The sequence below is a fragment of the Asticcacaulis sp. W401b genome (assembly GCF_046503825.1).
Lineage (GTDB): Bacteria > Pseudomonadota > Alphaproteobacteria > Caulobacterales > Caulobacteraceae > Asticcacaulis.
The window spans coordinates 164,182-186,380 of sequence record NZ_JBKFEE010000006.1 but is presented as its reverse complement, the minus strand read 5'-3'; the positions used below and the strand labels follow the sequence as shown (position 1 = coordinate 186,380).

Below are 22,199 nucleotides of genomic sequence, written 5' to 3'. Positions count from 1 at the left end.
CTCCTACACGCGCGACTTAACTGGCCTGATTTTGCTCTGCCCTTGACACGTAGTGATGTCTTCAGATTCGACTCCACTTTCTCTGTCGTAGATCAACGGCACATCGATGGAGATGCCAGTGTCCGGGACGCGGCAACAATTGATCTCCTTGGTTTCCTTCAAAATGAATGGAATCGCAGGCAATCATGCGGACGAGCCGGTGATCCGCTGATGCCTCCAATCGAGTAGCTACTGCCCGTCTCGAAGGAATGGCGGGATCGCCTGATCAGCTTCGGGGACGGCGACGCTTCTGCACTTCGCGAACCGTCCTGTGTGATGTAGGTAACCAAGTGGTACCACACTCCATAGCGAAGTTTTTTGACACTATCCGCCCATGGCGGTCATTCAAGGGCATAGTTTCGCTCAGGCCGCCGGTTAAAGCTATTCGGTCAGTTCTCTTCAGCGCGGTCTTTCATACGAGGTTTCAGCGTTATCCCCTCGCTGAATTGAACAGCCTCTCAAGTGGTGACAATAACACAAACCCTAATTTATTCGTCAAATCGGATTGCTTATTTCACAATTTCTCACATTTTTTGACCGTTTCGCATGGTTGTCACACATTGCCTATAGGCTAAACCCGAATACCGCGCGGCATTGGCGCGCGCTTTGTTTCAGGACGGGAGCCACCGATGTTACGCAGCCTGCGATCTCTCACCCTTGCCACTACGGCCCTTATGGCCCTCGTCGCGCCGGCGATGGCCGAGCCGTCCCGACACGTCATCATTATCGGCGTCGATGGCCTGAGCACTGACGGCGTCCGCACCGCCAAGACGCCAATCATGCACGAGATGATGAAAAAGGGCAGCTCCAGCCTGCACGCGCGCGGCGTCCTGCCGACGACCAGCGCCGCCAACTGGGCCTCGATCCTCAATGGGGCCGGACCGGAACAGCACGGCGTGACCAAGAACGACTGGCAGGTCGGGGATTTCAACTTTCCGACCTCGGTCACCGGTTCGGGCGGCTTCTTCCCGTCGCTGTTTCAGATCATCACCGATCAGCACCCGGAATGGGAGGTCGGGTCGATCTATCAGTGGGACGGTTTTGGCAATCTCTATGACCATCGCTTCGTCGATTACGACGCGAATCCAAAGACCGAGGACGAGACGGCACAGGTGGCGGCTGACTATATCCGCCGCAAGAGGCCGAACCTGTTGTTCATCCACCTCGATCATGTTGATCACGTCGGACACGCCGACGGGCATGGTACGCCGCAATATTATCAGGCCGTCGAAAAGGCTGACCGCCTGATCGGCCTGATCCGTCAGGCCACCGTTGAGGCCGGGATCGACAAGCAGACGACCATTCTTGTCACCTCCGATCACGGCGGCGTGGGTAAGGGGCATGGCGGTGAAAGCCTGGCCGAGCTGGAAATCCCGTGGATAGCTTACGGTTATGGTATCAATCCCGGCCGCACCGTCGATCAGCCCATCAACACCTTTGACACGCCCGCCACTGTGGCGAAGCTGCTGAACGTGAAAATCCCCTATGCGTGGCTGGGGCGTCCGGTGGCTCTGGCGCTGGAAGGCGAACCCGCGCCGGATCAGGTCTATGGCACCAGCAGCTTCTACGCCATGCCGGTCATCGAGCCGGTCAATGCGGGCAATTCACCTTCCGGTGGCCTGTTCGTTAACAAGGGCGCTTCCTTAAGCATCCGCAATCCGAACCCTGTGGGTGAGGTGCGCTACACTCTGGACAACAGCACGCCGACGGCCACATCGACACTCTATTCGAAACCAGTGGCCATTACCCAATCGACCATCGTGCGCGCCGCCCTGTTCGTGGACGGCAAACCGGCCAGCGTGCCGACGACGGCCTACTTCCGTATCGTCACGGACACGCCCGCCGCGCCCAAGGGCGTCAGCTACCGCGTCTATGCCCTGCCCGAAGGGACGGCGCGTCTGCCGGACTTCAGCCGCCTGAGCCCCATCGCCAGCGGTCACGCCTATGAGTTCAGCCTCGACGGCCTCACCCTGCCGCAGACGGACAATGTCGCGGTCGTGTTCGAAGGCGATCTCGACATCGCTACGGCGGGCAGCTACGGCTTCATTCTGGCCTCCGATGATGGCAGCAAGCTCTATATCGACGGGCGGACGGTCGTCGATAATGACGGCGACCACGGCGTCGTCAGCGCCAATGGTTCGGCCGACCTGACGCCCGGCAAGCACCGCGTGCGCGTTGAATACTTCAATGGTGGCGGCGGGTCGTGGCTGGGGGCCTATTATCAGGGACCGGGCGTCCCGCGTCAGTTTATCGACGCCAACCGCCTGACGCCTGTGAAATAGCCTGATGGAGAGGGGCTCAGGGTCGCCTGAGCCCTACAGGTTCGCCAGCCGGTACCAGAGGGCTTCAAGGCCCGGCAGCACGCGCTCTATGGACTCGCGATTACGCAGCCACTTGTCGGCCGCAGGCGCCGTATGAGTGTGACGCGACAGCGGCAGAGCGGCAGCGGTGCGGGCCTGAAGCGCCGCATCAAATTCTACCCCGGCAAAGTCGCACAGGCGGCGCGTGACGCCCGCCGGATCAGCCAGAAAGTTGTGGTAGGCCACGGCAGTCCAGTCGTCATCCGGCAGGGATTGAAGATCATCGAGAGCGATCTGGTTGGCGCTGCGCCACTGCCAGGCAGCGACGGTTTCCAGCGGGGCCCCGCTCATCATCTGCCAGCCGGGGGGCAGAAGCAGCGACCACGGCCCCTCCAAGCCCGGTAGGGCGCGATAGGTGACCCAGCCCCCGGCCTTCCACGCCTCCATGATCGAGCTGACATTTTCGCGCGGGTCTCGCCACAGGAAGATAAAGCGCGCATCAGGAAAGACCCGCTTCAGGAAGGGGATACGCAAAGCGTTTTTGGGCGTTTTTTCCAGCAGCGGTGCGTCTGCTGCGGGGCGCGCGCCCTGCGGCCCCTGCCGCCGGTTAAGCGCCATTTCACGGATGGCCGCAATCAGGTCAGGTGTCGCTTCGGCAGCCCCCAGCCGGTTGGAATCAATCCCCGGCGCGCCGGGACGTAAGCCCGCGTGGTCCTCGATCAGCCAGTGAGCTTCGCCGCCAAAGCTGTTGAAACCCGGCGTGGCGGCCAGGGTCTCATAGAGCAGGGTGCTGCCCGATCGCGGTGCGGCAATGATAAAAACCGGGCGGTCCAGCGGCCCCTTAGCCTTTGACCGCCCCACAGCCGGAGCGCATGGCTGCGGTTCGGCGACCAGATGTTGCAGGACGCGCTTTTCCAGCACCAGCCGCGCACTGGCCCCATTGGTGCGCATAACCAGTCCCTCGGATAACTCATGCACCCTGGCCTGAACAGCCGTCGCCAGATGCCGGAAGGCGTCGAGCCCCTCGCCCGACGTGCCGTGCAGGCCGCACAGTTGCCGCCAATCGAAGACAAGGTTTTCGAGCAGGGTGTGAAAGGCCTCGGCCTGAGCGTCAGGCATGGTGGCCATCAGCTCACCGCGCAAATCCTCGATCAGCCCCTGCACCTCAGCGGCGGGCATGATGACAGAGCGTTCATTGGTCTCCGTCAGCAGCGGCATCGGCGCCTGCGGGTCGAAGGCAACACGCGGCCACTGATCAAGCGGCGGTGTTGCGGCCGTGGCAAAGTGCCAGAAGCCCGCCGTCCCGGTCGTGTCAGCGACCAGATGGATGCGCGGGCTATCGGCGCGGTTTTCGACGTGGTGCCGCCGCCAGTTGTCGAAAATCCACGCCTCACCCGCACCCATATGTACGGACTCGCCATCGCAATGGAAGCGCACTTCGGGACGGGTAAAGACCGGTATGTGCAGACGCACGCGGGTGTGCCAGTGATAGTTGATGTCGGCGTGTTCGGGCACGCCGGTACCGGGATCGAGACGCATCAGGCGCGAACGACTCCACACGACGCCAAACCCGGCCAACACCTGTTTCAGATAGGGCATGGCTTCCAGCCACGGCGTCGGGCGCATCGTGCCGTGCACGGCATCCGTCTCCTGTCCTTCGGCACTGATCAGGCGCACGGCGCTGTTTCCCGGCACCCGGTCTGGATGCGGCACAAAGGCCTGCGGCGGCAAGGCGGCGACCTCGGATTGCAAACGCGCCACATCGAACAGGACGGGCAACTGATAGAAGGGACGCGAAAGACGCATCGGCTACTCCCGATATCGGTTTACGGCATCGCCCAGCGCGGCGCGCAAATCACCCAGCCACGGCGCATAGGCCTGCCACTGGGTAAGGCCGTCACGGCTTAAGGGCTGACGCACCTGTTCGGAGCTGGGGGTACGGATACTGCGTTGCGTCTCGTGAAAACGCAGGCAAGCGGAATCGAACGGCAGGCCGCAATAGTCGAGCAGACGCCGCACCCCGCCCTCCAGATCATCGACCAGAGCCTCGTAAGACACGCGCAGCACGCGACCGGGCAGTACCGTGTCCCAGTGGCGCATCAAATCGAGACAGGTGCGGTAGTGGCGGCCAATATCCTCTGCGGCGTAGGTAAATTCCTGATTGGTGGTGCCGAACAACTGTTTGAGATTGCTGAAACCGCAAGCCATCGGTTCGCGGCGCACTTCGATGATCTTTGCCCTGGGCAGGATGAGCTGGATCAGGCCGATATGCCAGAAATTGTTGGGCATCTTGTCGAGAAACACCGGTCGCCCCAGCCGCCGGTAGGTGCGCGTCTCAGACAGATACCGCGCCCCAAGCGCCTGCGCCTCGGTTTTGCTGAGCCGTAACAGGGCTTCGGGCTCAAGCGGCAGGCCGCAATCCGGATCACGCCCGCAGCGTTCGGCCATATAGCGGCTGATCTCGGTCAGCTCCTGCGTCCCCTCGACCTGCGGGTGCGAGGCCAGTATCTGCTCGATCAGGGTCGAGCCCGAACGCGGCAGGCCAATAATGAAGATCGGGTCAGCGTCGTCAACGCCCCAGCCAGCGCGATCACTGAACACCTCTGCCGTGAAGACCGCGCGCAGACGTTGCGCGCAGGCCTCGGCCACCTCTGGGCGCCAACGGCTCAGCGTCCGCCGCAGGGCGTTGCCGCGTTCGTAGTGCGCCCAGGAGGCGGCGTAATCGCCGCGATCCTCAAACGCCTTGCCGAGAGCGAAGTTGAGATAGATGCGATCCATCCTCTGCGTATCCGGCCGCGCTTCGGCGGCGCGCAGGCGGGCGATATCGGCCTCGGAGAAACGATAGGTCTTGAGATTGGCCAGACTGAACCAGGCGACGCCATTATCGGGCCGCGCGACGAGCGAGGCCTGATAGTCGGCAATCGCCTCCGCCTGTCGCCCCGTGACCTTTAGCGCATTGGCCCGCCACAGGCGCAGGTCGGCGGCCTCTGCTCCCACAGCGGGTGTCGTGGCCAGCAGCCGTGCATAGAGGTCGATGACCGGCTCATGATCGCCCAGTGCCACCGAGGCCGCCCCATAGTGTTTGAGATAGTCGCGATTATCCGGCTCAACGCGCAGCAGGTGTAGCGCCTCCTGCCGCGCCGCCAGAGGCTTCTGAAGGTGTAGCAGCACCATGCCGTAATCGAAACGCGCCGCGTGATAATCGGGGGCCAGTTCCAATACCTGCGCCAGCAGCGCCTCGGCCTCTTCGGACGCTCCGCGTTCAAAGCAGATGCGCGCCAGAAGCCGCAAGGCCCCGACATTGCCGTCAGTCTGCTCCAGATAGGTCCGCAGCACCTCTTCGGCCGGTTCCAGATCGCCATCGGCATAGAGGCTGTTGGCCACCACAATTTCCGGCGGCAGTTGACGCAGCGTCTCCAGATGCCGCTCGGCGGCCTCCGCCTGCGCCTTGTCGCCCATCAGCCGGTAAAGCTGCGCCAGCATATCCCAACTGGTCGGCAGGGTCGCATTGAGCGCCACGGCCTGACGCAGGGCGTCGATGGCCGCCGGGGCATTGCCCAATTGAATCTGGCAGTGAGCACGTTCCTGATAAAGGCGGCTGAAACGCGGATAGTGCGCCTCCAGTTCTGACAGGGTGCGCAGGGCGTCGGGCAGCCGCTGTTGTGCGCGCAGGGTCTGGGCGTCGCGCAGGCGACGGTCACGCTCAGTCATCAGGCTCATCGCGCGCCACCGCGCAAAAAGGGCTCCAGCCACGCCGGGTCCGGCTGGTCAGCGTCGTAATATTCAAAGATCAGATGGATGCGGTCACAGTCGCCTGTATTGCGCACCCAGTGCGGCCCCAGATTATCGACCTCGACCGCCTCACCCACAGCGAAATGGCGCTCCGCCCCGCCGAAAAAGGAGATGACGCCCGGATTTGTGGTGAGGGGCACATGGATCTTGTGCGGCCATTTGGCGGCCGGGTTGGCGTCGATATGCGGCTGAATGACGCCGCCCACCGGCATACGCGCCAGCATGACGCGCGGAAAGACGCCGCGCGCATAGCCATAGTCGCGCACCGCCGCCGTAAGCACCGGCTCAAGTCGCGCCCGCCAGCCCGCCCACAGCGGCCGGTCGTGCGACCCGCGCCAGTCGCGCGGACTATCGACAAAGCGAAATACGATATGGCGGGTGTCTTCGAGCACGCCGAACTTGTTGGGCTTGGTCGCATTTTCCGCTGCCCACACGGCTTCGGGAATGCCCAGAACGGCCTCGGTCAGGGCCGCCACATCGACCTTTCCGAGCGCGCGCACACCCGTCGTCTTGCGCGGATTGGCAGCGGGTTCGCTCATCTCAGGCCTTCGAACGTGTAGCCAAACAGGTCAATATCCAAAGCGTAGCGCGCGGCTACGGCGTCTTGCAAGCTCTGGTCATAATAGTGGCGATAATCCCCGTGACGACTGCCGTTGACGCGGTCGAGCGGGCGGGTTGCCAGACCGATCTCAGCACAGATGGCGTCATAAGAACCCTGCATGTCTTCGACACGCCCGATGCGGTCGGTCAGAAGGCTACGCCCGTCGGCATCGACCAGCAGGGCCGACTGCGGCTGGAACAGGATATGACCTTCCGGCGGTGCGACGAACAGGAAATGCTGCATCACGTCGCGGGGTCGCTGCGCAAAGACGTCGCTGTCGCGCGTCATGAAGGCGCAGTAGGAGACGAAACGGTCAAACGGATTGCGCACAAAGGCGAATTTGAAATAGGCGGCAAAGGCCTCTTCGCCCAGATAGGGCCGGACCTGTTGCAGGGACAGATGGCCGTGGCGGATGGCCGCCAGATCGTCCCACGGAAAGCGCTTGTTGACGAACAGGCCCACCTGTTCGACATCTTCATCCCCCATCTGCTCGCGCAGGGCCTGCCGCACGGAATGGGTGCCAGTCTTGGGAACGGCGGCGAAGATGAAGCGGTGACGGTGAGAGACGATCATAAACGCTCTGAACAGAATGCGGAAGACGCCCCCTTCTGTATAAAGGGGGCGTCCACCGGGTCGATTAGAACTTATAGCTGAGGCCGACCATATAGGTGGCGCCGCTCTGGTTCTGGTTATAGAGGTAGCGGTTCTGACCCCAGAACTGCGTGTCCTTCTGGTTGGTCAGGTTGATGCCGTTCAGCGTAAGCTGAAGCTGTTTGCTGACATTCCAGAAAGCCGAAGCGTCCACATAGGTGCCCGCCTCGAAACCACGGGTGCTGGCGCTCATCACCGACGCATTGCGACCACTGTACCACAGGTCACGATGGCTGAGCGAGGCGCGCGCGCCCCAACGGTCGGTTTCGTAAAACACCGTGGCGTTATAGCTGGTCTTGGAAATGCCGGTGATCTTTTCCGGGATATCCAGCGACGTATAGTTGGCCTGCATACCCAACTTATCGAACGGCGCGGGCAGGAAGGTAAACTGCGCCTGACCGGCGAGTTCGATCCCCTTGATGCGTTGCGTGCCTTCAATATTGATCGGCATGGAGAAGTCGTTGATGATCGTATTCGCCGTCGCACCGGGGATCGAAGAGATGGGCATACCCGCCTGAGCGAAGGTCAGGGCGTTGTTATCCTTTGAGCTGTAATCAGCGGACCCGATGAAGTTCTTGACGTCCTTCTGGAACACACCGGCCGACAGCAGGCCGACATTGCCGAAATAGTATTCAACGGCCAGATCGAGCGTCGTGTCCTTATAGGGCTTCAGGTTCGGATTGCCGCGCGACGCGCTGATTTCGCCGCTGGTCTCGTCCTTGAAGGCGCTGCCCTTGGCGGCCATCGAGCCCATACCCGGACGGTTCAGGTTCTGCGTGGCCGAGAAGCGCACCAGAACTTCCGGCGTCATTTCGAGCACGGTGTTCAGCGTCGGCAGGACGCCGCTATAGCTGCCATCCACATCCGCCGTCCCGAGATAGGCGTAGGAGTCGCCCTGAATCCAGCCTGTCGAGTTGGTGTCGGTCTGATAGCCGCGCAGGCCGACATTACCGCGGAAGCGCTTGCCGGCGATGTCGCTGTCCCAATCCGCCTGCACATAGACGGAGGTCGTCTTCTCGCTGGTCGTATAGACGTTTTCGATGTCCTGAAGCGCGCCGCCGGTGCCGTCCGTGTTCGGGCCAAAGCGGTGATATTCGTTATACTTGGCAAAGGTCTTGGCATAGTCGCCGATCAGCCACGAACCGAAGTTGTTGGTGAAGACCGTCGTGACGTCGGCCACCGGCTTGCCACGCATCTTGCTGCGGGTGCCATTGACGTTGTCGTCATAGAACTTGTCGATGCCGTCCTGAGTGAATTCGTGATAGGCCACGCCCGCACGCAGGGTCCACACGTCCGAAAGAGAGTAACGGCCATTAAGGACGGCTTCTTTCAGCTCTGAAGAGTTGTTGAAACCGCGATAATAGAAGGAATCGAGAGCGTAGTTGGCCGGATTTGTCGTGTCCCAGCCCGGGTACTGGAACGACGCGGAACGCCCATCCGAACCGTAGTTGGCGATCAGGTTGCCCTTGGCACGCATATAGAGCTTGTCATCATAGGGCGTGTCGTAGGTGGACTTTTCATAGCCAATATGGCCGTCCAGCGACAGGCGATCGGAGATGTCCCACTTACCGGTCAGCACCAGTTGGTTAAACTTGTTTTCGTTGAGCGAGCGACGGTTTTCGCTGCCGAAGGTCATGCCCGTCACATCGGTCATGGTCACGTAGTTGCTGCTATCCCAGGCGATATTGTTGATCACCGAATTCGTTTGGAACGCGGCCGGCCACACACCGCCAGCGGCAGTATCAAAGGCCACGGAACCCGTGGAAGCCAGCGGGCGGGTCGCCAGGTGCAGTTCGCTGCGCTTGGTCTTGAATTCACCGTGCAGGGCATCCAGCGTCAGGAGCAAATTTTCCATCGGCTTCCATTGCACGGCGGCGGTGACGCCCAGACGTTCCATCTCGGCATTCCACGACGAAATACGGTTGCCGTCGGCGAAATAGAGGTCACCCGACAGGAACTTGGCCTGCTGCGCGGCGCTGAGTTTGGAGATGTTGAGGCCCTTGGTCACAAGGCTCGACAGGGTCGAAGCGCTCGGCTTCGAATAGTTATAGGTGTTATGGCCCTGCTCAGTCGTTTCGCGCTTGCCATAGGCGACCGACAGGGTGACGCCAAACACGTCGTCCCAGTTGCGGCTGTAGAGGGCGGCGATGCGCGGCTGGGTATCCTTGGTGTACTCATTGGTGCCGATTTTCACCGAAACGGCGCCCTTGGTGCCCGGCGCATAATCGAAGGGCTTGCCCGTGAACAGACCGACCGTACCGGCCATGCCGCCCTCGTGTTGCGCGGCCTGATAGGTCTTTTCGACCTCGACGCGCGAAAACAGTTCGGACGCGAAGATATTGAAGTCAAAGGCGCGGTCGCGCGAACGCTGGCCGCGGCTGTCCTGTGCCGAGTCCACATTGCCGAGCACTTCCATGCCGTTTAGCTGGACGCGGGCAAAGTCCGGCCCCAGACCGCGAAGGCTGATGCGACGGCCTTCGCCGGCTTCGCGGTTGATCTGCACGCCCGGCAGACGTTGCAGCGATTCCGCGAGGTTCAGTTCCGGGAACTTGGCCATGTCTTCGGCGACGATCACGTCCTTGATGACGTTCGATTCACGCTTCAGCTTGCGCGCCTTGGTCAACGAGCCGCGATAGCCCGTGACGACGACGGTGTCGATAGTGTCGCTTTCGGCCTGACCGGCTTTGGGCGCGGCGGGCGTTTCGGTCTGCGCGTAAGTCGGCGCAGCCATGAAGAACAGCGCGCCAGCGGCGGCCCCTGTCATAAGCATCTTCATAGAATGTCTCCGTGAATAAAGCGCGCCGAGCGATCGCGATGCACAGAAGATGCCCCCCGCGGCCGGCTGCGGAGGACACAATTAACGTTTGTTTGTGACAGGTGTGTATTTTGGGAGGGAAAATGTGAACTTTTGTGAGGTTTTTGCGCAACGGTGTTGGAAAAACCCGAAAAGCTGACGCGATTTGATTTTCGCGTTAAATGTCAGAGTCTAAGGTTCGCCTCTCTAAAATAATGATTTTAGAGCGCTTTCTGCAACGAAGTTCGGCGAATGCAAAAGTGAGACGCACTTTTCGGATAAAAAAGCGCGTTAAACCAAAAATTTAGAGCGTGCTTTCGTTTCAATTTAAACGAAGTGCGCTTTAGTTCATTATGATTTCTGGTAGAAACATAATGATCAGTGTCAGGCGACCAGAACTTCAACCTCGTGTAGCGCCGCAACCAGTTGCGGCGGCGGGGTCTGATCTGTCACGAAAATATCGATCTGCTTGAAGTCGAGCGCCTTGATAATGCCCTGCCTTTCAAACTTTGTGGAGTCCGCCAGCGCCACAACGCGCGAGGCCCGAGACCATATGGCCGCCTTCAGCGAGGCTTCCGGATAATGGAAGTCGAGCAGGCCGCGTCGTGAATCCACCGCCCCTATTGCAAAGAAGGCGATTTCCGGCGTGAAGCGACCCATAAAGGCTTCGGTCTCGCTGCCGAAACAGGACTGATAATCATAATCCATTTCGCCGCCGGCAAAGAAGACCTTGCAGCCATTACGGCCCGTCATCTCACGTGCCACATCCAGTGCATTGGTAATCACCGTCAGATTGCGTTGCTTGATCAGGGCGCGGCTCAGCCAGTAAGAGGTCGAACCCGCGTCAATCAAAATGGTCATATTGTCTTCGACAAGGGCCGCTGCCTTCAGCGCAATCGCTTGTTTTTTTTCCGCATTCTGATTACGTCGCACCAGATAGGGGGCCTCGGCCGCCGTTTCCTTGAGCGTAACGCCGCCGCGTACACGGAAGGCAAACCCCTCTTCTTCAAGCTGACGGATATCTCGCCGGATGGTTTCGTCGCTGACATCGAAGCGCTGGGCCAGATCCGTTATGGTACAGGTACGATGGACCTGAAGCAGATTATAGATTTCTGACTGACGGGTATCCTGAAGCATACGGCCCCGGGGAAGGATAAACATGACGGCTTCTGTTGTGTTGTGTTTTGCCGCAGCCTGTCAATGGCGATGCGCCGAAGCCCGCCGCATAAGGTGGGCGTATGACAAACGTGTGATGGCGTGTGAGATTTTGTGGACTTTGTGGAAATCCGCGCGTCAAAGCCCCAGCCACTGCGGCAGATCGGCCACCGTATCGAGCACCGCATCGGCCCCGGCGGTGTAGAGCGCCGTCCGCGCCGCTTCAAGTCGCACAACACGCTCGGTCGGATCAAGGGCCGCAAACGCCTCCACGGTCAGTCCCACCCCATTTCCGCTGGCAGCCACCCCGATCGTGTAGGCCCCGGCGGCCTTACCCGCCGCGATACCGACCGGCGCGTCATCGACCACCACCACATCTGCTGCGGGCCATACGCCCAGCTCAACCAGATTTTTCCAGATCATCAGCGGGGCGGGGCGGCCCTGCGGCGTTTCCCCGGCGCAGACGACCAACTCCGGCTCGTAGCCCTGCGCCGCAGCGGCCGCCAGAATGGGTGTCATCATAGCGCGCGTATAACCGGTGGAGGAGCCCACGCGGATACCGGCGGCGCGCAATTGATCAAAGGTGGCACGCGCCCCCGGAATAAGGGTGGCCCGCGCGGTTCCCGCCGCCCGCATCAGCTCATCCAGATGGGAATAGATACGCTCAATATCCGTGTCGGTCGGCAAGCGACGGAACCGGTCCTGCCAGCGCTGCGCCACGGCGGGCTGGGCCATCAGGGCGGCGACGTGATCGCGCTTGGCCTGCCCCATGGGCAGGCGCACCTCAGCCTCTGAGACCTCGACCCCGGCGGCGGCAAAGCCCTGCTGCATGGCGATAACCGGGGCCAGAGAACCAAAATCGACCATGGTCCCGGCCCAGTCAAAGATAACGGCCTTGGGGTGTAGGGGCTTAGTGGTCATGCGCGGTTTCCTTACCATACAGATCATTGAGCGTTTCTTCGGCAATGCCGAAGGATGTGGAGGCCCCGGTGCCGCTGGTCACCACGACCAGCCGTACCCGCTCAGCGGGCGACAGACGCATCAGGTCTTCGGCGGCGCTGGCATAGGTGCCAAGCCAGCGTTCGATCACTGGCGGCGGTTCGATACCCAGAACGCGCTGGAACTCTTCGAGGATCAGCGCCTCGACCGTCACGTCGTAAAAAGGTTCAGGGGCGCGGCCGTAATGATGGCTGTCGCCGACGATCAGCGAGCCATCGGCGCTCTGGGTGACGATCAGGTGCACGCCGGCGTCCAGATACGCCTTCTGTTCGCGCTCGAGCACCGCGCTGAGCGCCGCGCTCTGCAGGCGCTCGGCATAGCCACGATAGCGCACCAGAGACAGGTCCGACATACGCGGGCAGATCAGATCAAAGCCCGGTGCCGCCAGGCGCAGCATGTGCAACTGGCTGCGTGTCACGCCCTGGCGGGCATAGAGGTCGGGATAGAGGTGGGTCAGGTCGTCACCCGGGCAGACGATAACGGCTTCGCTGCGCACGCGTCCCTGCGGCGTAACAACCTCGGTACCATCTACCGCCAGCGCCGCCGTATCGAACAGGAAGGTGACGCCGTTGTGCGCCAGCCACTGCACCAGACGCGGTATAGCGGTGCGCGATTCCACGCGCAGCTCGTGCGGGCTGTAGAGGGCACCTTCAAGGGCAGCGCCTATGCCGGCATAGGTCGCGCGCACCGCATCGGGCGTCAGAATCTGACATTGAGCGCCCATCGCATGCGCGGCGAAGGCTTCCAGCACCTGCATGGCTTCGGGGCGCTGCGCGGTTACGAGAAGCCCGCGCTGCACGATCTCAATCCCCGCCTGCGGTGCGATTTCGGCCCAGATGTCACGACTGCGCCGCGCCCGTCGCCAGGTGTCGGTTTCACCCTGCCCGGTCACGGTGACGAAGCCGAAATTGCGAATTGACGCACCGATCGGGGCGGCTTGACGCTCAATCACCACAGGCCGCAGGCCCCGCCGCAGCGCCATCAGGGCGTGCGCCAGCCCGACAATCCCCGAACCGATAATGGCTATGTCGTACATGAAGGCCTCCTTGCCGCTTCTATAATGAATTATTATTACATCTGTATAGTTATAAATTTCGCGAATTTTGTAACCTTGCCACTCGCGACTGAACTTGGCAGGCTCCCCAAGCCACTATATGTCTGCCTGTGCACCCCCGCCTGAAAGGAAACGACATGTCCGCACCCGCGCCCGGCAATGCAGACGCTGCCCCAGAAGACCACCCAACACGGCGGCGGGAAACCAGTGGCCTGTCGATCGGGGCCTTGCGTGCGTTTGTAGCCGTGGCGGACCTTGGTTCATTTTCGCGCGCCGCCGCAGAGCTCGGCGTATCACAACCCAATATATCTAATCAGATTATGGCCCTGGAACAGGCGTGTGGTCTGCGGCTTCTGCACAGACGCTCCCACAATCAGAGCCTTACAGATGCCGGACGCGAACTCTATACCCGGGCGCGGCTGGTCGTAAGTCGCATGCAAGATTTTGAGACGGCGGCGAACCTCTTTTCCACTCTGAGTCGGGGGCGGATCGTCATAGGTTATTCAACCCCACCCATTGCTATGGCGCTCATCGGGCACTTCATGCGTACTTACGGCAATATTGAAGTCGTTGCCCGCCATGGCAATACGGCCGACCTCCGCGCAGAGTTGCAGGAGTGCCGTATCGACGTGGCGATTACCTCGCTGATGGAGCCCGACCCCACCTTGTCATGCCATCTGATCGCACACCAAGGTCTGAACCTGCTTCTCCCGGCAAGCCACCCTTTCTGCGGGCGGGCCGATATCACCGTTGAGGAACTGAAAGGCATGGCCTTTGTCGCGCGGGAAGAGGGGTCTGTCACCCGCCTCCTCAGCGAGGCAGCCTTAAGCGCGGCAGGGGGCACGTTTGACCCGGTTCTGACCGTTGAAAGCCGCGAGGCGGTGAAAGAGGCGACTGCGAATGGCGTGGGTTTAAGCTTTATACTGGACGGCGAAATCGGCGAGGACGCACGGCTGAAAGCCCTCCCTGTGCGTGGCATGACGCGCGGCGTTGGCGTTTACGCGATCGCCCTGAAAGAAAGCCTCGAAATTCCGGCTGTTTCGGCGTTCGTGCGCCTTGCCTGCAGCACCTGACACCATTATAATTATATCCAATACAGATGAGACATTGGATATGAAATAATTATGACAAATTCAATCACCCTCATCGACGAAATCCGCCAAGTCTATTTGTGTGAGGGCCACCATGCCTATGGCCTCTACCATCTTAACCAGTTGCAGCACGCCTTACAGTCGGCAGCCCGTGCCGAAGCTCAGGATCTGGGCCCGGCCATGATCATGGCTGCCTTGCTTCACGACGTCGGCCACATGGTTCACGACCTGGGGCACGCGCCCGCCGAGGAGGGTGTGGATGACAAGCATGAGGTACTGGGCGCGATCTGGGCTGCCGCGCGCTTCCCGCCGGCTGTGAGCGAGCCGATACGCCTGCACGTGGCGGCCAAGCGCTATCTGTGCGCGGTTGAACCGGGCTATGAAGCGGCGCTGTCAAAAGACTCGGCCATTTCCCTGCGCCTTCAGGGCGGCCCGATGACCCCAGAAGAACAGTCGGCCTTTCTGAGCACGCCCTACGCCCACAATGCCCTTGCTCTTAGGCGGATAGACGAATTGGCGAAGGAGCCGCAGGCAATCACCCCCACGCTTGAACAGTTCCTCGACACCTACCTTGAAAAGGCTCGCGGTCAGGTCACGGTGGAATAGTCCCCCCTGTCATCGGCACGTTAAACTGGGTCTGTATCAGCCTTCATGAGATCGGGTTTAGCCCGTAACTTTTGGTGCCCATAACTTTTAGTGAAAGTCTTGCCCATGACGTCCGGCCTGACCCGCAGACTGTCGCGCGCCGGCCCCATCTGGGTGGCTGTTTACGCCCTGACGGCCGCCTTCCTGACCTATTTCTGCATGTATGCCTTCCGCAAACCGTTTACGGTGGGTACCTACGCGGAGATAGGCGACTGGCACTTCGCGGTCGATTTCAAAATAACGATCGTCATCGCGCAGGTCATAGGCTATGCCCTTTCCAAATTGATAGGTATCAAGATCGTCAGCGAAGCCACACCGCAACGACGCGGGTTGATGATAATTGTCTTTGTGCTCGCCTCTCTGATGGCCCTGATCCTCTTTGCGGTGGTGCCGACGGGGTTGAAGGTCGTTGCTATCTTCCTAAGCGGTCTGCCTCTGGGCATGATCTGGGGGCTCGTCTTCGGATTTTTGGAAGGGCGGCGTACATCCGAGTGGCTGGGGGCTGGCTTGTGCATCAGTTTCATCGTCTCGTCGGGTGTAGTCAAATCCGTAGGTAAGGCCCTGACCGTTGACTACGGCGTGCCGGAACTGTGGATGCCCGCCGCGACGGGGGCTCTCTTCTTTCCATTACTGGCATTCTGTGTGTGGATGCTGTCGCTGACACCCCCGCCGGATGCCGCCGATGTAGCCGAACGCATGGCGCGTCAGCCAATGTTTCGGGCCGAGCGGAAAGCCTTCTGGGCACGGGCGGGGCTGGGTCTTGTGCTGCTCATTGTCGCCTATGTTGTCCTCTCGGCCCTGCGTGACTTCCGCGACAACTTTGCGGTCGAACTCTGGGACGCCCTCGGTTATGGCGATGAGCCGGCCATTTTCAGTCTGTCAGAGTTGCCGATCGCCGCCCTTATCCTGCCGCTCTTCGGTCTAAGTTCCTTGATCCGCAATAATGCCCGATCCGTTCTCGTCTATCACGCCATGATCATCATCGGGGCCGTGCTCATCGCGACGGCTACTCTGGCGTGGCAAGCGCAGCTTCTGAGCCCCCTGTGGTGGATGATTGCCGTTGGGGCCGGGGTTTATATGGGCTACATTCCCTACAATGCTGTACTCGCTGATCGCCTGACGGCGGCGTTGGGCCTGCCTGGCAATGCCGCCTTTTTTATGTATCTGGCAGACGCTTCCGGCTATGGCGGCAGTGTCGCTCTGATGCTGCTGAAAAATTTCGGGCTATCCCTTAGCTGGCTCAGCTTCTTTACAGGCCTGTGTTATGTCTCCGCCGCCATGGTCGGCGTCACGACGGTCCTCTCACTGTTCTATTTTCATGCGATGTTTCGTAGGTCCGCAGCCTGATTAAAGCGCTTTTCGAAACGGAGTTCGGCGACGGCAAAAGGCATGGCTTACTTTTGGGATAAAAAGTGTGTCAAACCAAAAAATTTAGAGCGATATTTGGCTATGCAGAACTGTGTCTCAATTCAATCTGAACAAAATTAACTAAAAAAACAACAGTTTACACATATTTCCGTGTCTGTGTCACCCGAACAGTCGCGCAGCGCCTATCGGTCAAATCTGTGGTTCAAACCGATTTGACGCAAAGTGTTAAACTTTCGCCGAGAATGTGTGGCTTCTTTTTTGACTTATTTTATCTTTGAGCGTCATCGCTAAGGGACGGAAAAGCCTTATATGGGTGCAACGTTGTACAAATTTGGACGGACTTGATCCACAATATATGGCGCGGTACATCATTTTACAAAATACTACATCAATGTTGTACTTTTTCGCGGCGTACTTCTTTTCTGGGGTAAAGTTATCAAGCCTGTAAAATCTATAACGCATTGAAAAATATTGCAAATCGAATGAAAATTCGTGTATTGGGTCTGATGGTTTCCTCAGTCTGTCCAATATGTTGACTGGATCGTAGCTTCGTAATTTTATGAAAGAAAATCAAGCACTTAGATCGGCAAAATTTTCCGTGGCGCCGATGATGGACTGGACGGATGCTCGCTGATTTTTCCAAATTTTCAATTTTAGTCAGTATGTTACCCAAGTAGCAAATTTTGAGCTGTACTTTTTGCTGTACCGAATCGACGAGAATGGTCGTCGACGGGTTTGAAAGAGGGTAATTTAGCAAAATAGAGCGGTATTTTTTGACCGTTAAATGCATTTAATGCGAACTGGCATAGAAATACCGCATTCCAAAGTCTCGCCCGTGGCGTTGGGCTGACCAACCGGTGCGCATTCGCTACTTACGCTCCTCGCAGATGGGGGGCAGTTCTCGGCGACAATCAACGGTGGCGTGGTTTCGGTCCGCCGGGATCATCCCTTGAGCGTTTCCGCGGACCTATCCGGTCTGGCGCGTGCCATGGGGAGATGTGCTCGACCAGAGTGTACTCACAACAAGTGCGCAGGCCATGAGGGCGACCGCACAGTCAACGAACCAGACCACAGGGTCAGCCTGCACAAAGCTGAGCAACAGAACGAGATGTATGCCGACCGTACCAATCAGGCCCGCGGCAGTGGCAAGCCTGAGTCCGACCGAAATCGGTTTTGCGGGCACCAAAGCCGCGAGCCACAGTGAGGCAACGGTTATGCCCAGCCATAGGGGTATGAGCGCTGTATCGCTGCGCGTGATGAGCGCCAGCCCGGCTGTGAGTGCGTAGGCGAACGGTTGGCTCCAGACTGTAGCGGCCCAGAGGCGCTCAAAGATCGGGGCCGGGCGTCCTTTGTCCCGCCGCCGGGCCAGCCAGATCGCGACCCCGGAGGAGGTTACGGCCGCCAGTCCAAGACCCAGGACTCCGTAGACGAGCTTGATAGCCCAGCCGCCAAACCAGCCAAAATGCAAGGGCGAGAGGGCCGAGTATATCTTCTGGCCCGCCGTGCCCTTTTCCCAGCCCCAGTTACCCAGATAAACTGCCTTTCGGTCATAAACATGCATCTCCCCACGCGACAACTTGTGAGGCGTTTGGGCGCTGACGGAGACTGAGGCCCCCTCTTCGCCGGGGTGCTCGATCATGATGTAGGTCACCCTTGCGTCGGGCTCGCGCGTTTGAAGGTCCATCAGGAGCGCATTCAGGTTCGGGCGAGGAGCCGGTCGCGGATCGTCAACCGGATGAGGGCCTGTGAACAGGGCGTAGGCCTTCTCGACATCGCCCTTATAGACCGCCAGTGCCAGCACACCGACGATCAGCGTCGTCAGGCCGAGAAATGCGCCGGTGAGACTTACCAGAAGATGAAACGGCAGCCCCCAGATTCCGACGCGATTGTGCAGGTCGGCTTCCTGAAGGCGTTTATTGGACCCCATGCGAAAGGCAAAGGCGTCCTTGAATACGCGCGGATGCGACAAGACCCCGGAGACCAGAGAAGACAGAAGTGCCACGCCCGTCAGGCCGACGAGGAAGCCGCCCCACATGCCCGGCAGATGCAGGCGGGTATGCAGATAGGCCTGAAAATTGGTCCAGGCGTCCACGACTTCGGTCGTCAGGTTGCCTTCGGCATCAACCATCCAGGTCTTGTCTTTCCGCGCATGATCCTCATGGTCGGGCTGAACCATGACGCGCATCTGCGGCAGGTCCTCGGTTGGCAGGGTAATGAAGACGTGGTGCGCCCAAGGCGCACGCTCTAGGGTCTGTCCGAAGGCCTTGTCGATCAGATCGGGTGTGATTGAGGTCACTCGCGGGCTTCCGGGGTTTTCCCAGCGACGGAACTCGTCCGTGAAGACGGCGAGGGCACCCGAAAAACAGACAAGGTAGATAAGGGCCGCGAAGGCCAAGCCAAGCGCCGAGTGGCCCGCCAGCACAGCGCGAACAAAGCCGGCGGGAATACGTGGCCATAAAGGTCTCGCGCTCATGTCAGCGTTCCTTTCAAAAAGGCTGCGCCAAGGGACAGACTGGCGACAGTGAACAGGACGCAAAAGGCGCGGATAATCTTGTCGTCGGACAGGGTCCACGCCATGCCTGCGGCCCACAGGAAGGGCACGAGAAGGCCGCCGATGACCATTCGCGTCTGCGCGGCCCCCGGAAACCATATGGCGACGAACAGCCCCACACCCATAGCGGCAGTTCCTGCCAGAGGGCCGGCCAGAAATCCTCGCAGCCAGCCCCGCCAGGCCACGCGCCGGCGATCCGAAGGCTCCAGAGGGATTTCGCGCGCCGTGCGCGCCTTAACCACCCGCATCGTAAACCCGGATAACGCGATGACCAGTCCGGTCAGACAGATGAGGACAAGAGCCATAAAAGGCCCGCGCACCGGTCCCAGTCCTCTGGCGGCCAAAACGGCTGCCAGGGCAAAGGCAAGCCATCCGCCGATAATCAGCCAGGGCCGTGCCTTGCTTAGCGTCTTCCACGCGGCTTTAAGCGCCAAAGCCCCCGTAACCGCGAGGGCCAGAACGCCGGTTTGCAAGAGGAGATCACCTGCCATCAGAAGCGCGCCTCAAGGATCAGACCTACCGTCCTTGGCGCTCCCAGAAGCGCGATGCCGTCTTCTGGCCGCGCGTATTGCATGTAGTGCGCATCCAGAAGGTTGTTGGCGTAAAGATAGGCCGACCAGCGCGCCGTCTCATAACCGATCTTACCGTTAAGAAGCGTACGCGCCTTTACCTCAATGGTGTTGTCCACACCCTGATAGTTCTTGTCGCGATAGTTGGCGTTGAGGTTGGCGAACATGCCGTTATCTGCGCGCCAGGTGCCGCCAGCGGACACGGTCCAGCGTGGAGCGTACATAAATTCTTTGCCGGCGAGGTCGGTGAATAAAGTGCCCTCGCTCACCGTGAAGTCGTCGAATTTGGTTTTGGAATAACCGATGGAGGCATACCAATCGAAGGTTCGGCTAACCTTGTGCGCCACCTCGACTTCGAACCCAGAGAGGTGTGACGCGCCGGCATTGCGGGTCTCGTTGTCAAATTCGTTCGTGCCGAGATTGACGTTCACCTGCTGATCGGTCCAGTCGATGTAGTAGAGATTGGCGTTAAGCGTCAGACTGTTTTCCATCCACGCGCTACGCCAGGCCAATTCGTAATTGGTCGTATATTCCGGGTCATAAGCGACCACACGCGAGCGGGCCTGGTTGATGACGGAGCCCCCGGAACGATAGCCGCGTTGGGCGATAAAGCTCAGCGACATCGTCTCGGTGACATCGTACTTGACCCCCAGTTTGGGCAGCCAGGCCTCAAAGGTTCGGCTTGAGGGGGCAGTATCCGAGTTCGCGGCGGACACCTGGGCGGCTACCAGGGTGTTGATACCGATGATGGCAGGTTGCAGCATAGCCGGGTAATTGCTGGGGTTCGGATAGGTGCCAGCGAAGGTGGCGACCTGGGTCGTGCCGATGCTGTAGTCCTCACGGTCATAGCGCAGCCCGGCCATCAGTGACCATTTCGGTGTAATTTGCCAAGTGCCGTCGGTGAAGAGGGCGGTGTTTTCAACGGTCTCCGGCGAAAACGAGCGGACATTCACCGGGATGACGGGCAGGGCTTGCCCGTAAAGCGTGGCAATGGTGGTGGCGGTTGCCTGATCGAGACCCCCTTGCATCAGGCCGCTGGTTATGAACGCCACGGGCGTGGTGACATTGGTCAGGGAGCTGGCGTTTGCGTCACTTTCGCGCTTGGCATGGTAGAGGCCGACTAGCCCCGTCAGACGGTCACCCCTATAGTTGAGGCGCAGTTCCTGCGAGAAGGTCTTTGTCAGCTGATCCTGCGCACCGTATGCAAGGTTCCGAGCGCTTGAGTCCTGATCATACGACATCGTTGTGTCGAACCGATTGTAGGACAGGATGCCCGCCAGATTTAGTCTGTCCGACAAGCGATAGCTCGTCTCAACCGTGAATATGTCGGTCGTCGTGTCGTTGACATTCGGGTAGTTCGAGGTGTTGGTACGATGCTTATAGAAGTCCGGTACCGTGGTATCTGTATAGGTGAACAGATAGCCAGACCTGAAGTCGTTATGCGCATAGGTAGCGATGACCTCCAACCCGCCAATCGCCTGCGGACGGATCAGGAGCTTGCCGCGAAGACTGAGACTGTCTACCGGCGTCTCATCCGTCTTTCGCGTCGTATTATAGATATACCCGTCATCATTGCGGACTTCTGCGGACAGACGGAAAGCCAGTTGGTCTTCGATCAGGGGGCCGCCGACAGCGGCGGCGACCCTGCGGTCGCCCTGGTCTGAGATCAGGGCGCGGGCCTTGCCCTCGAAGGTGAAACCGGGATCTTTCGAGCGGATGACGACCGCCCCCGCCAGAGCATTCTTGCCCTGAATGGTAGATTGCGGGCCGCGGAAGATTTCGACCTGCCCGATGTCCCACATGTCGAGCGGGCCAGAATAGGCGGCGCGCTCCGGCAAGGCGGCACCGTCAACATAGATGGTGGCAAGCGAACCCGCACCGCCGCCCGACACGTTCAGATTGGAGATCCCCCGAATAGTGAAGCCTGTAGGCCCGTAGGTTTCCGACATGTTCGCCGTCCGGTTCACGATGTCGTAGAAGGTCTGAATGTTTTCTTCTTCGATCTTCTTTGTGGTCGTCACCGCAACCGAACTCTGGGTCTTTTGCAGCGAGCGGCTCGCTTTTTCGCCTGTGACGACGATTTCGGTAATCGGGTCGGCTTCCGTAACGGCCGCGTCAGCACGACTGTCTGCCGCCATTGCCTGTGCACACAGCAAGGCGGACAGACTTACGGATAGGAAAAGACACGATTTCATGGCGGCGCCCCCACGGCGAACAAGTTGAGAATGGGTTGCAGCTACACATTATGCGGATGCGAGTCAATTGCATTTTGAGGTGGAGGGCCTCGCCTTTTCATGCGGATGCGGAATGACGACTTGTGGGCAAACCGAGGGCCGCCTGCAGAAGCCTGGCAGGCTTTCAAGGTGGAATGATGCCTTACCCCACGCACACGACATAGCTCGGTCGTGTCTGGATAGCGAGTTTCGTCACTGGGCCCACCTGTGGCGCGCGTGACGACCAAAACTCATAATGGTGTGCTGGCTCATGACACATTTGATAGCGCTACCAATAACGTATTTTTTGTTATAGGTTTGACCAATAGCCGGTCGATGGTCGGATCGGCGCTGAAAACCAATAAAGGCCAGATGCT

15 protein-coding genes are annotated in these 22,199 nt (G+C 59.7%); 4 read left to right on the top strand and 11 right to left on the bottom strand.

Annotated features, from left to right (window positions below):
• Window positions 1–668: 668 nt before the first annotated feature.
• Window positions 669–2,321, top strand: coding sequence for an alkaline phosphatase family protein (locus ACK8OE_RS14160; protein ID WP_410273054.1), 1,653 nt, complete (start codon window positions 669–671; stop codon window positions 2,319–2,321).
• A 33-nt stretch (window positions 2,322–2,354) separates the two neighbouring features.
• Here the strand turns inward: ACK8OE_RS14160 and ACK8OE_RS14155 are convergent, their stop codons facing one another.
• From ACK8OE_RS14155 to ACK8OE_RS14120, 8 genes are all read right to left on the bottom strand, one after another.
• Window positions 2,355–4,145 (bottom strand): sulfotransferase, encoded by a 1,791-nt coding sequence (locus ACK8OE_RS14155; protein WP_410273053.1) that lies wholly within the window; start codon window positions 4,143–4,145, stop codon window positions 2,355–2,357.
• A gap of 3 nt (window positions 4,146–4,148) precedes the next feature.
• Complete coding sequence (locus ACK8OE_RS14150; protein WP_410273052.1) at window positions 4,149–6,059, bottom strand: tetratricopeptide repeat-containing sulfotransferase family protein; 1,911 nt, start codon at window positions 6,057–6,059, stop codon at window positions 4,149–4,151.
• Window positions 6,056–6,670 (bottom strand): aspartyl/asparaginyl beta-hydroxylase domain-containing protein, encoded by a 615-nt coding sequence (locus ACK8OE_RS14145; protein ID WP_410273051.1) that lies wholly within the window; start codon window positions 6,668–6,670, stop codon window positions 6,056–6,058. The genes ACK8OE_RS14150 and ACK8OE_RS14145 overlap by 4 nt, the downstream gene beginning before the upstream one ends.
• On the bottom strand, window positions 6,667–7,305 hold the full coding sequence (locus ACK8OE_RS14140; protein ID WP_410273050.1) for a sulfotransferase family 2 domain-containing protein: 639 nt from the start codon (window positions 7,303–7,305) through the stop codon (window positions 6,667–6,669). The genes ACK8OE_RS14145 and ACK8OE_RS14140 overlap by 4 nt, the downstream gene beginning before the upstream one ends.
• Window positions 7,306–7,369: 64 nt before the next feature.
• Window positions 7,370–10,159 (bottom strand): TonB-dependent receptor, encoded by a 2,790-nt coding sequence (locus ACK8OE_RS14135; RefSeq protein ID WP_410273049.1) that lies wholly within the window; start codon window positions 10,157–10,159, stop codon window positions 7,370–7,372.
• A 402-nt stretch (window positions 10,160–10,561) separates the two neighbouring features.
• The gene (locus tag ACK8OE_RS14130; protein WP_290795563.1) at window positions 10,562–11,338 is read right to left on the bottom strand and encodes a DeoR/GlpR family DNA-binding transcription regulator; all 777 of its coding nucleotides are present in this window, start codon (window positions 11,336–11,338) and stop codon (window positions 10,562–10,564) included.
• 132 nt (window positions 11,339–11,470) lie between these two features.
• Complete coding sequence (gene phnX / locus ACK8OE_RS14125) at window positions 11,471–12,253, bottom strand: phosphonoacetaldehyde hydrolase (RefSeq protein ID WP_410273048.1); 783 nt, start codon at window positions 12,251–12,253, stop codon at window positions 11,471–11,473.
• Window positions 12,243–13,367 (bottom strand): TIGR03364 family FAD-dependent oxidoreductase, encoded by a 1,125-nt coding sequence (locus tag ACK8OE_RS14120; protein WP_410273047.1) that lies wholly within the window; start codon window positions 13,365–13,367, stop codon window positions 12,243–12,245. The genes phnX and ACK8OE_RS14120 overlap by 11 nt, the downstream gene beginning before the upstream one ends.
• Window positions 13,368–13,522: 155 nt before the next feature.
• Between ACK8OE_RS14120 and ACK8OE_RS14115 the strand changes: the two genes are divergently transcribed.
• The 3 genes from ACK8OE_RS14115 (at window position 13,523) to ACK8OE_RS14105 (ending at window position 16,468) form a co-directional block, all read left to right on the top strand.
• Window positions 13,523–14,458 (top strand): LysR substrate-binding domain-containing protein, encoded by a 936-nt coding sequence (locus ACK8OE_RS14115; protein ID WP_410273046.1) that lies wholly within the window; start codon window positions 13,523–13,525, stop codon window positions 14,456–14,458.
• A 51-nt stretch (window positions 14,459–14,509) separates the two neighbouring features.
• The gene (locus ACK8OE_RS14110) at window positions 14,510–15,082 is read left to right on the top strand and encodes a metal-dependent phosphohydrolase (protein ID WP_410273045.1); all 573 of its coding nucleotides are present in this window, start codon (window positions 14,510–14,512) and stop codon (window positions 15,080–15,082) included.
• Window positions 15,083–15,187: 105 nt separating this feature from the next.
• Window positions 15,188–16,468 carry a DUF5690 family protein gene (locus ACK8OE_RS14105; protein WP_410273044.1) on the top strand — a complete coding sequence of 427 codons (1,281 nt, stop codon included), beginning with the start codon at window positions 15,188–15,190 and terminating at the stop codon, window positions 16,466–16,468.
• Between the two features lie 988 nt (window positions 16,469–17,456).
• Here the strand turns inward: ACK8OE_RS14105 and ACK8OE_RS14100 are convergent.
• Genes ACK8OE_RS14100 through ACK8OE_RS14090 form a run of 3 tightly spaced genes read right to left on the bottom strand, consistent with a single transcriptional unit; the run spans window position 17,457 to window position 21,804 of the window.
• Window positions 17,457–18,962, bottom strand: coding sequence for a PepSY-associated TM helix domain-containing protein (locus ACK8OE_RS14100; protein WP_410273043.1), 1,506 nt, complete (start codon window positions 18,960–18,962; stop codon window positions 17,457–17,459).
• The gene (locus tag ACK8OE_RS14095; protein WP_410273042.1) at window positions 18,959–19,531 is read right to left on the bottom strand and encodes a hypothetical protein; all 573 of its coding nucleotides are present in this window, start codon (window positions 19,529–19,531) and stop codon (window positions 18,959–18,961) included. Before ACK8OE_RS14095 ends, ACK8OE_RS14100 begins: the two co-directional genes overlap by 4 nt.
• The gene (locus tag ACK8OE_RS14090) at window positions 19,531–21,804 is read right to left on the bottom strand and encodes a TonB-dependent receptor domain-containing protein (protein ID WP_410273041.1); all 2,274 of its coding nucleotides are present in this window, start codon (window positions 21,802–21,804) and stop codon (window positions 19,531–19,533) included. Before ACK8OE_RS14090 ends, ACK8OE_RS14095 begins: the two co-directional genes overlap by 1 nt.
• Between the last annotated feature and the right edge of the window lie 395 nt (window positions 21,805–22,199).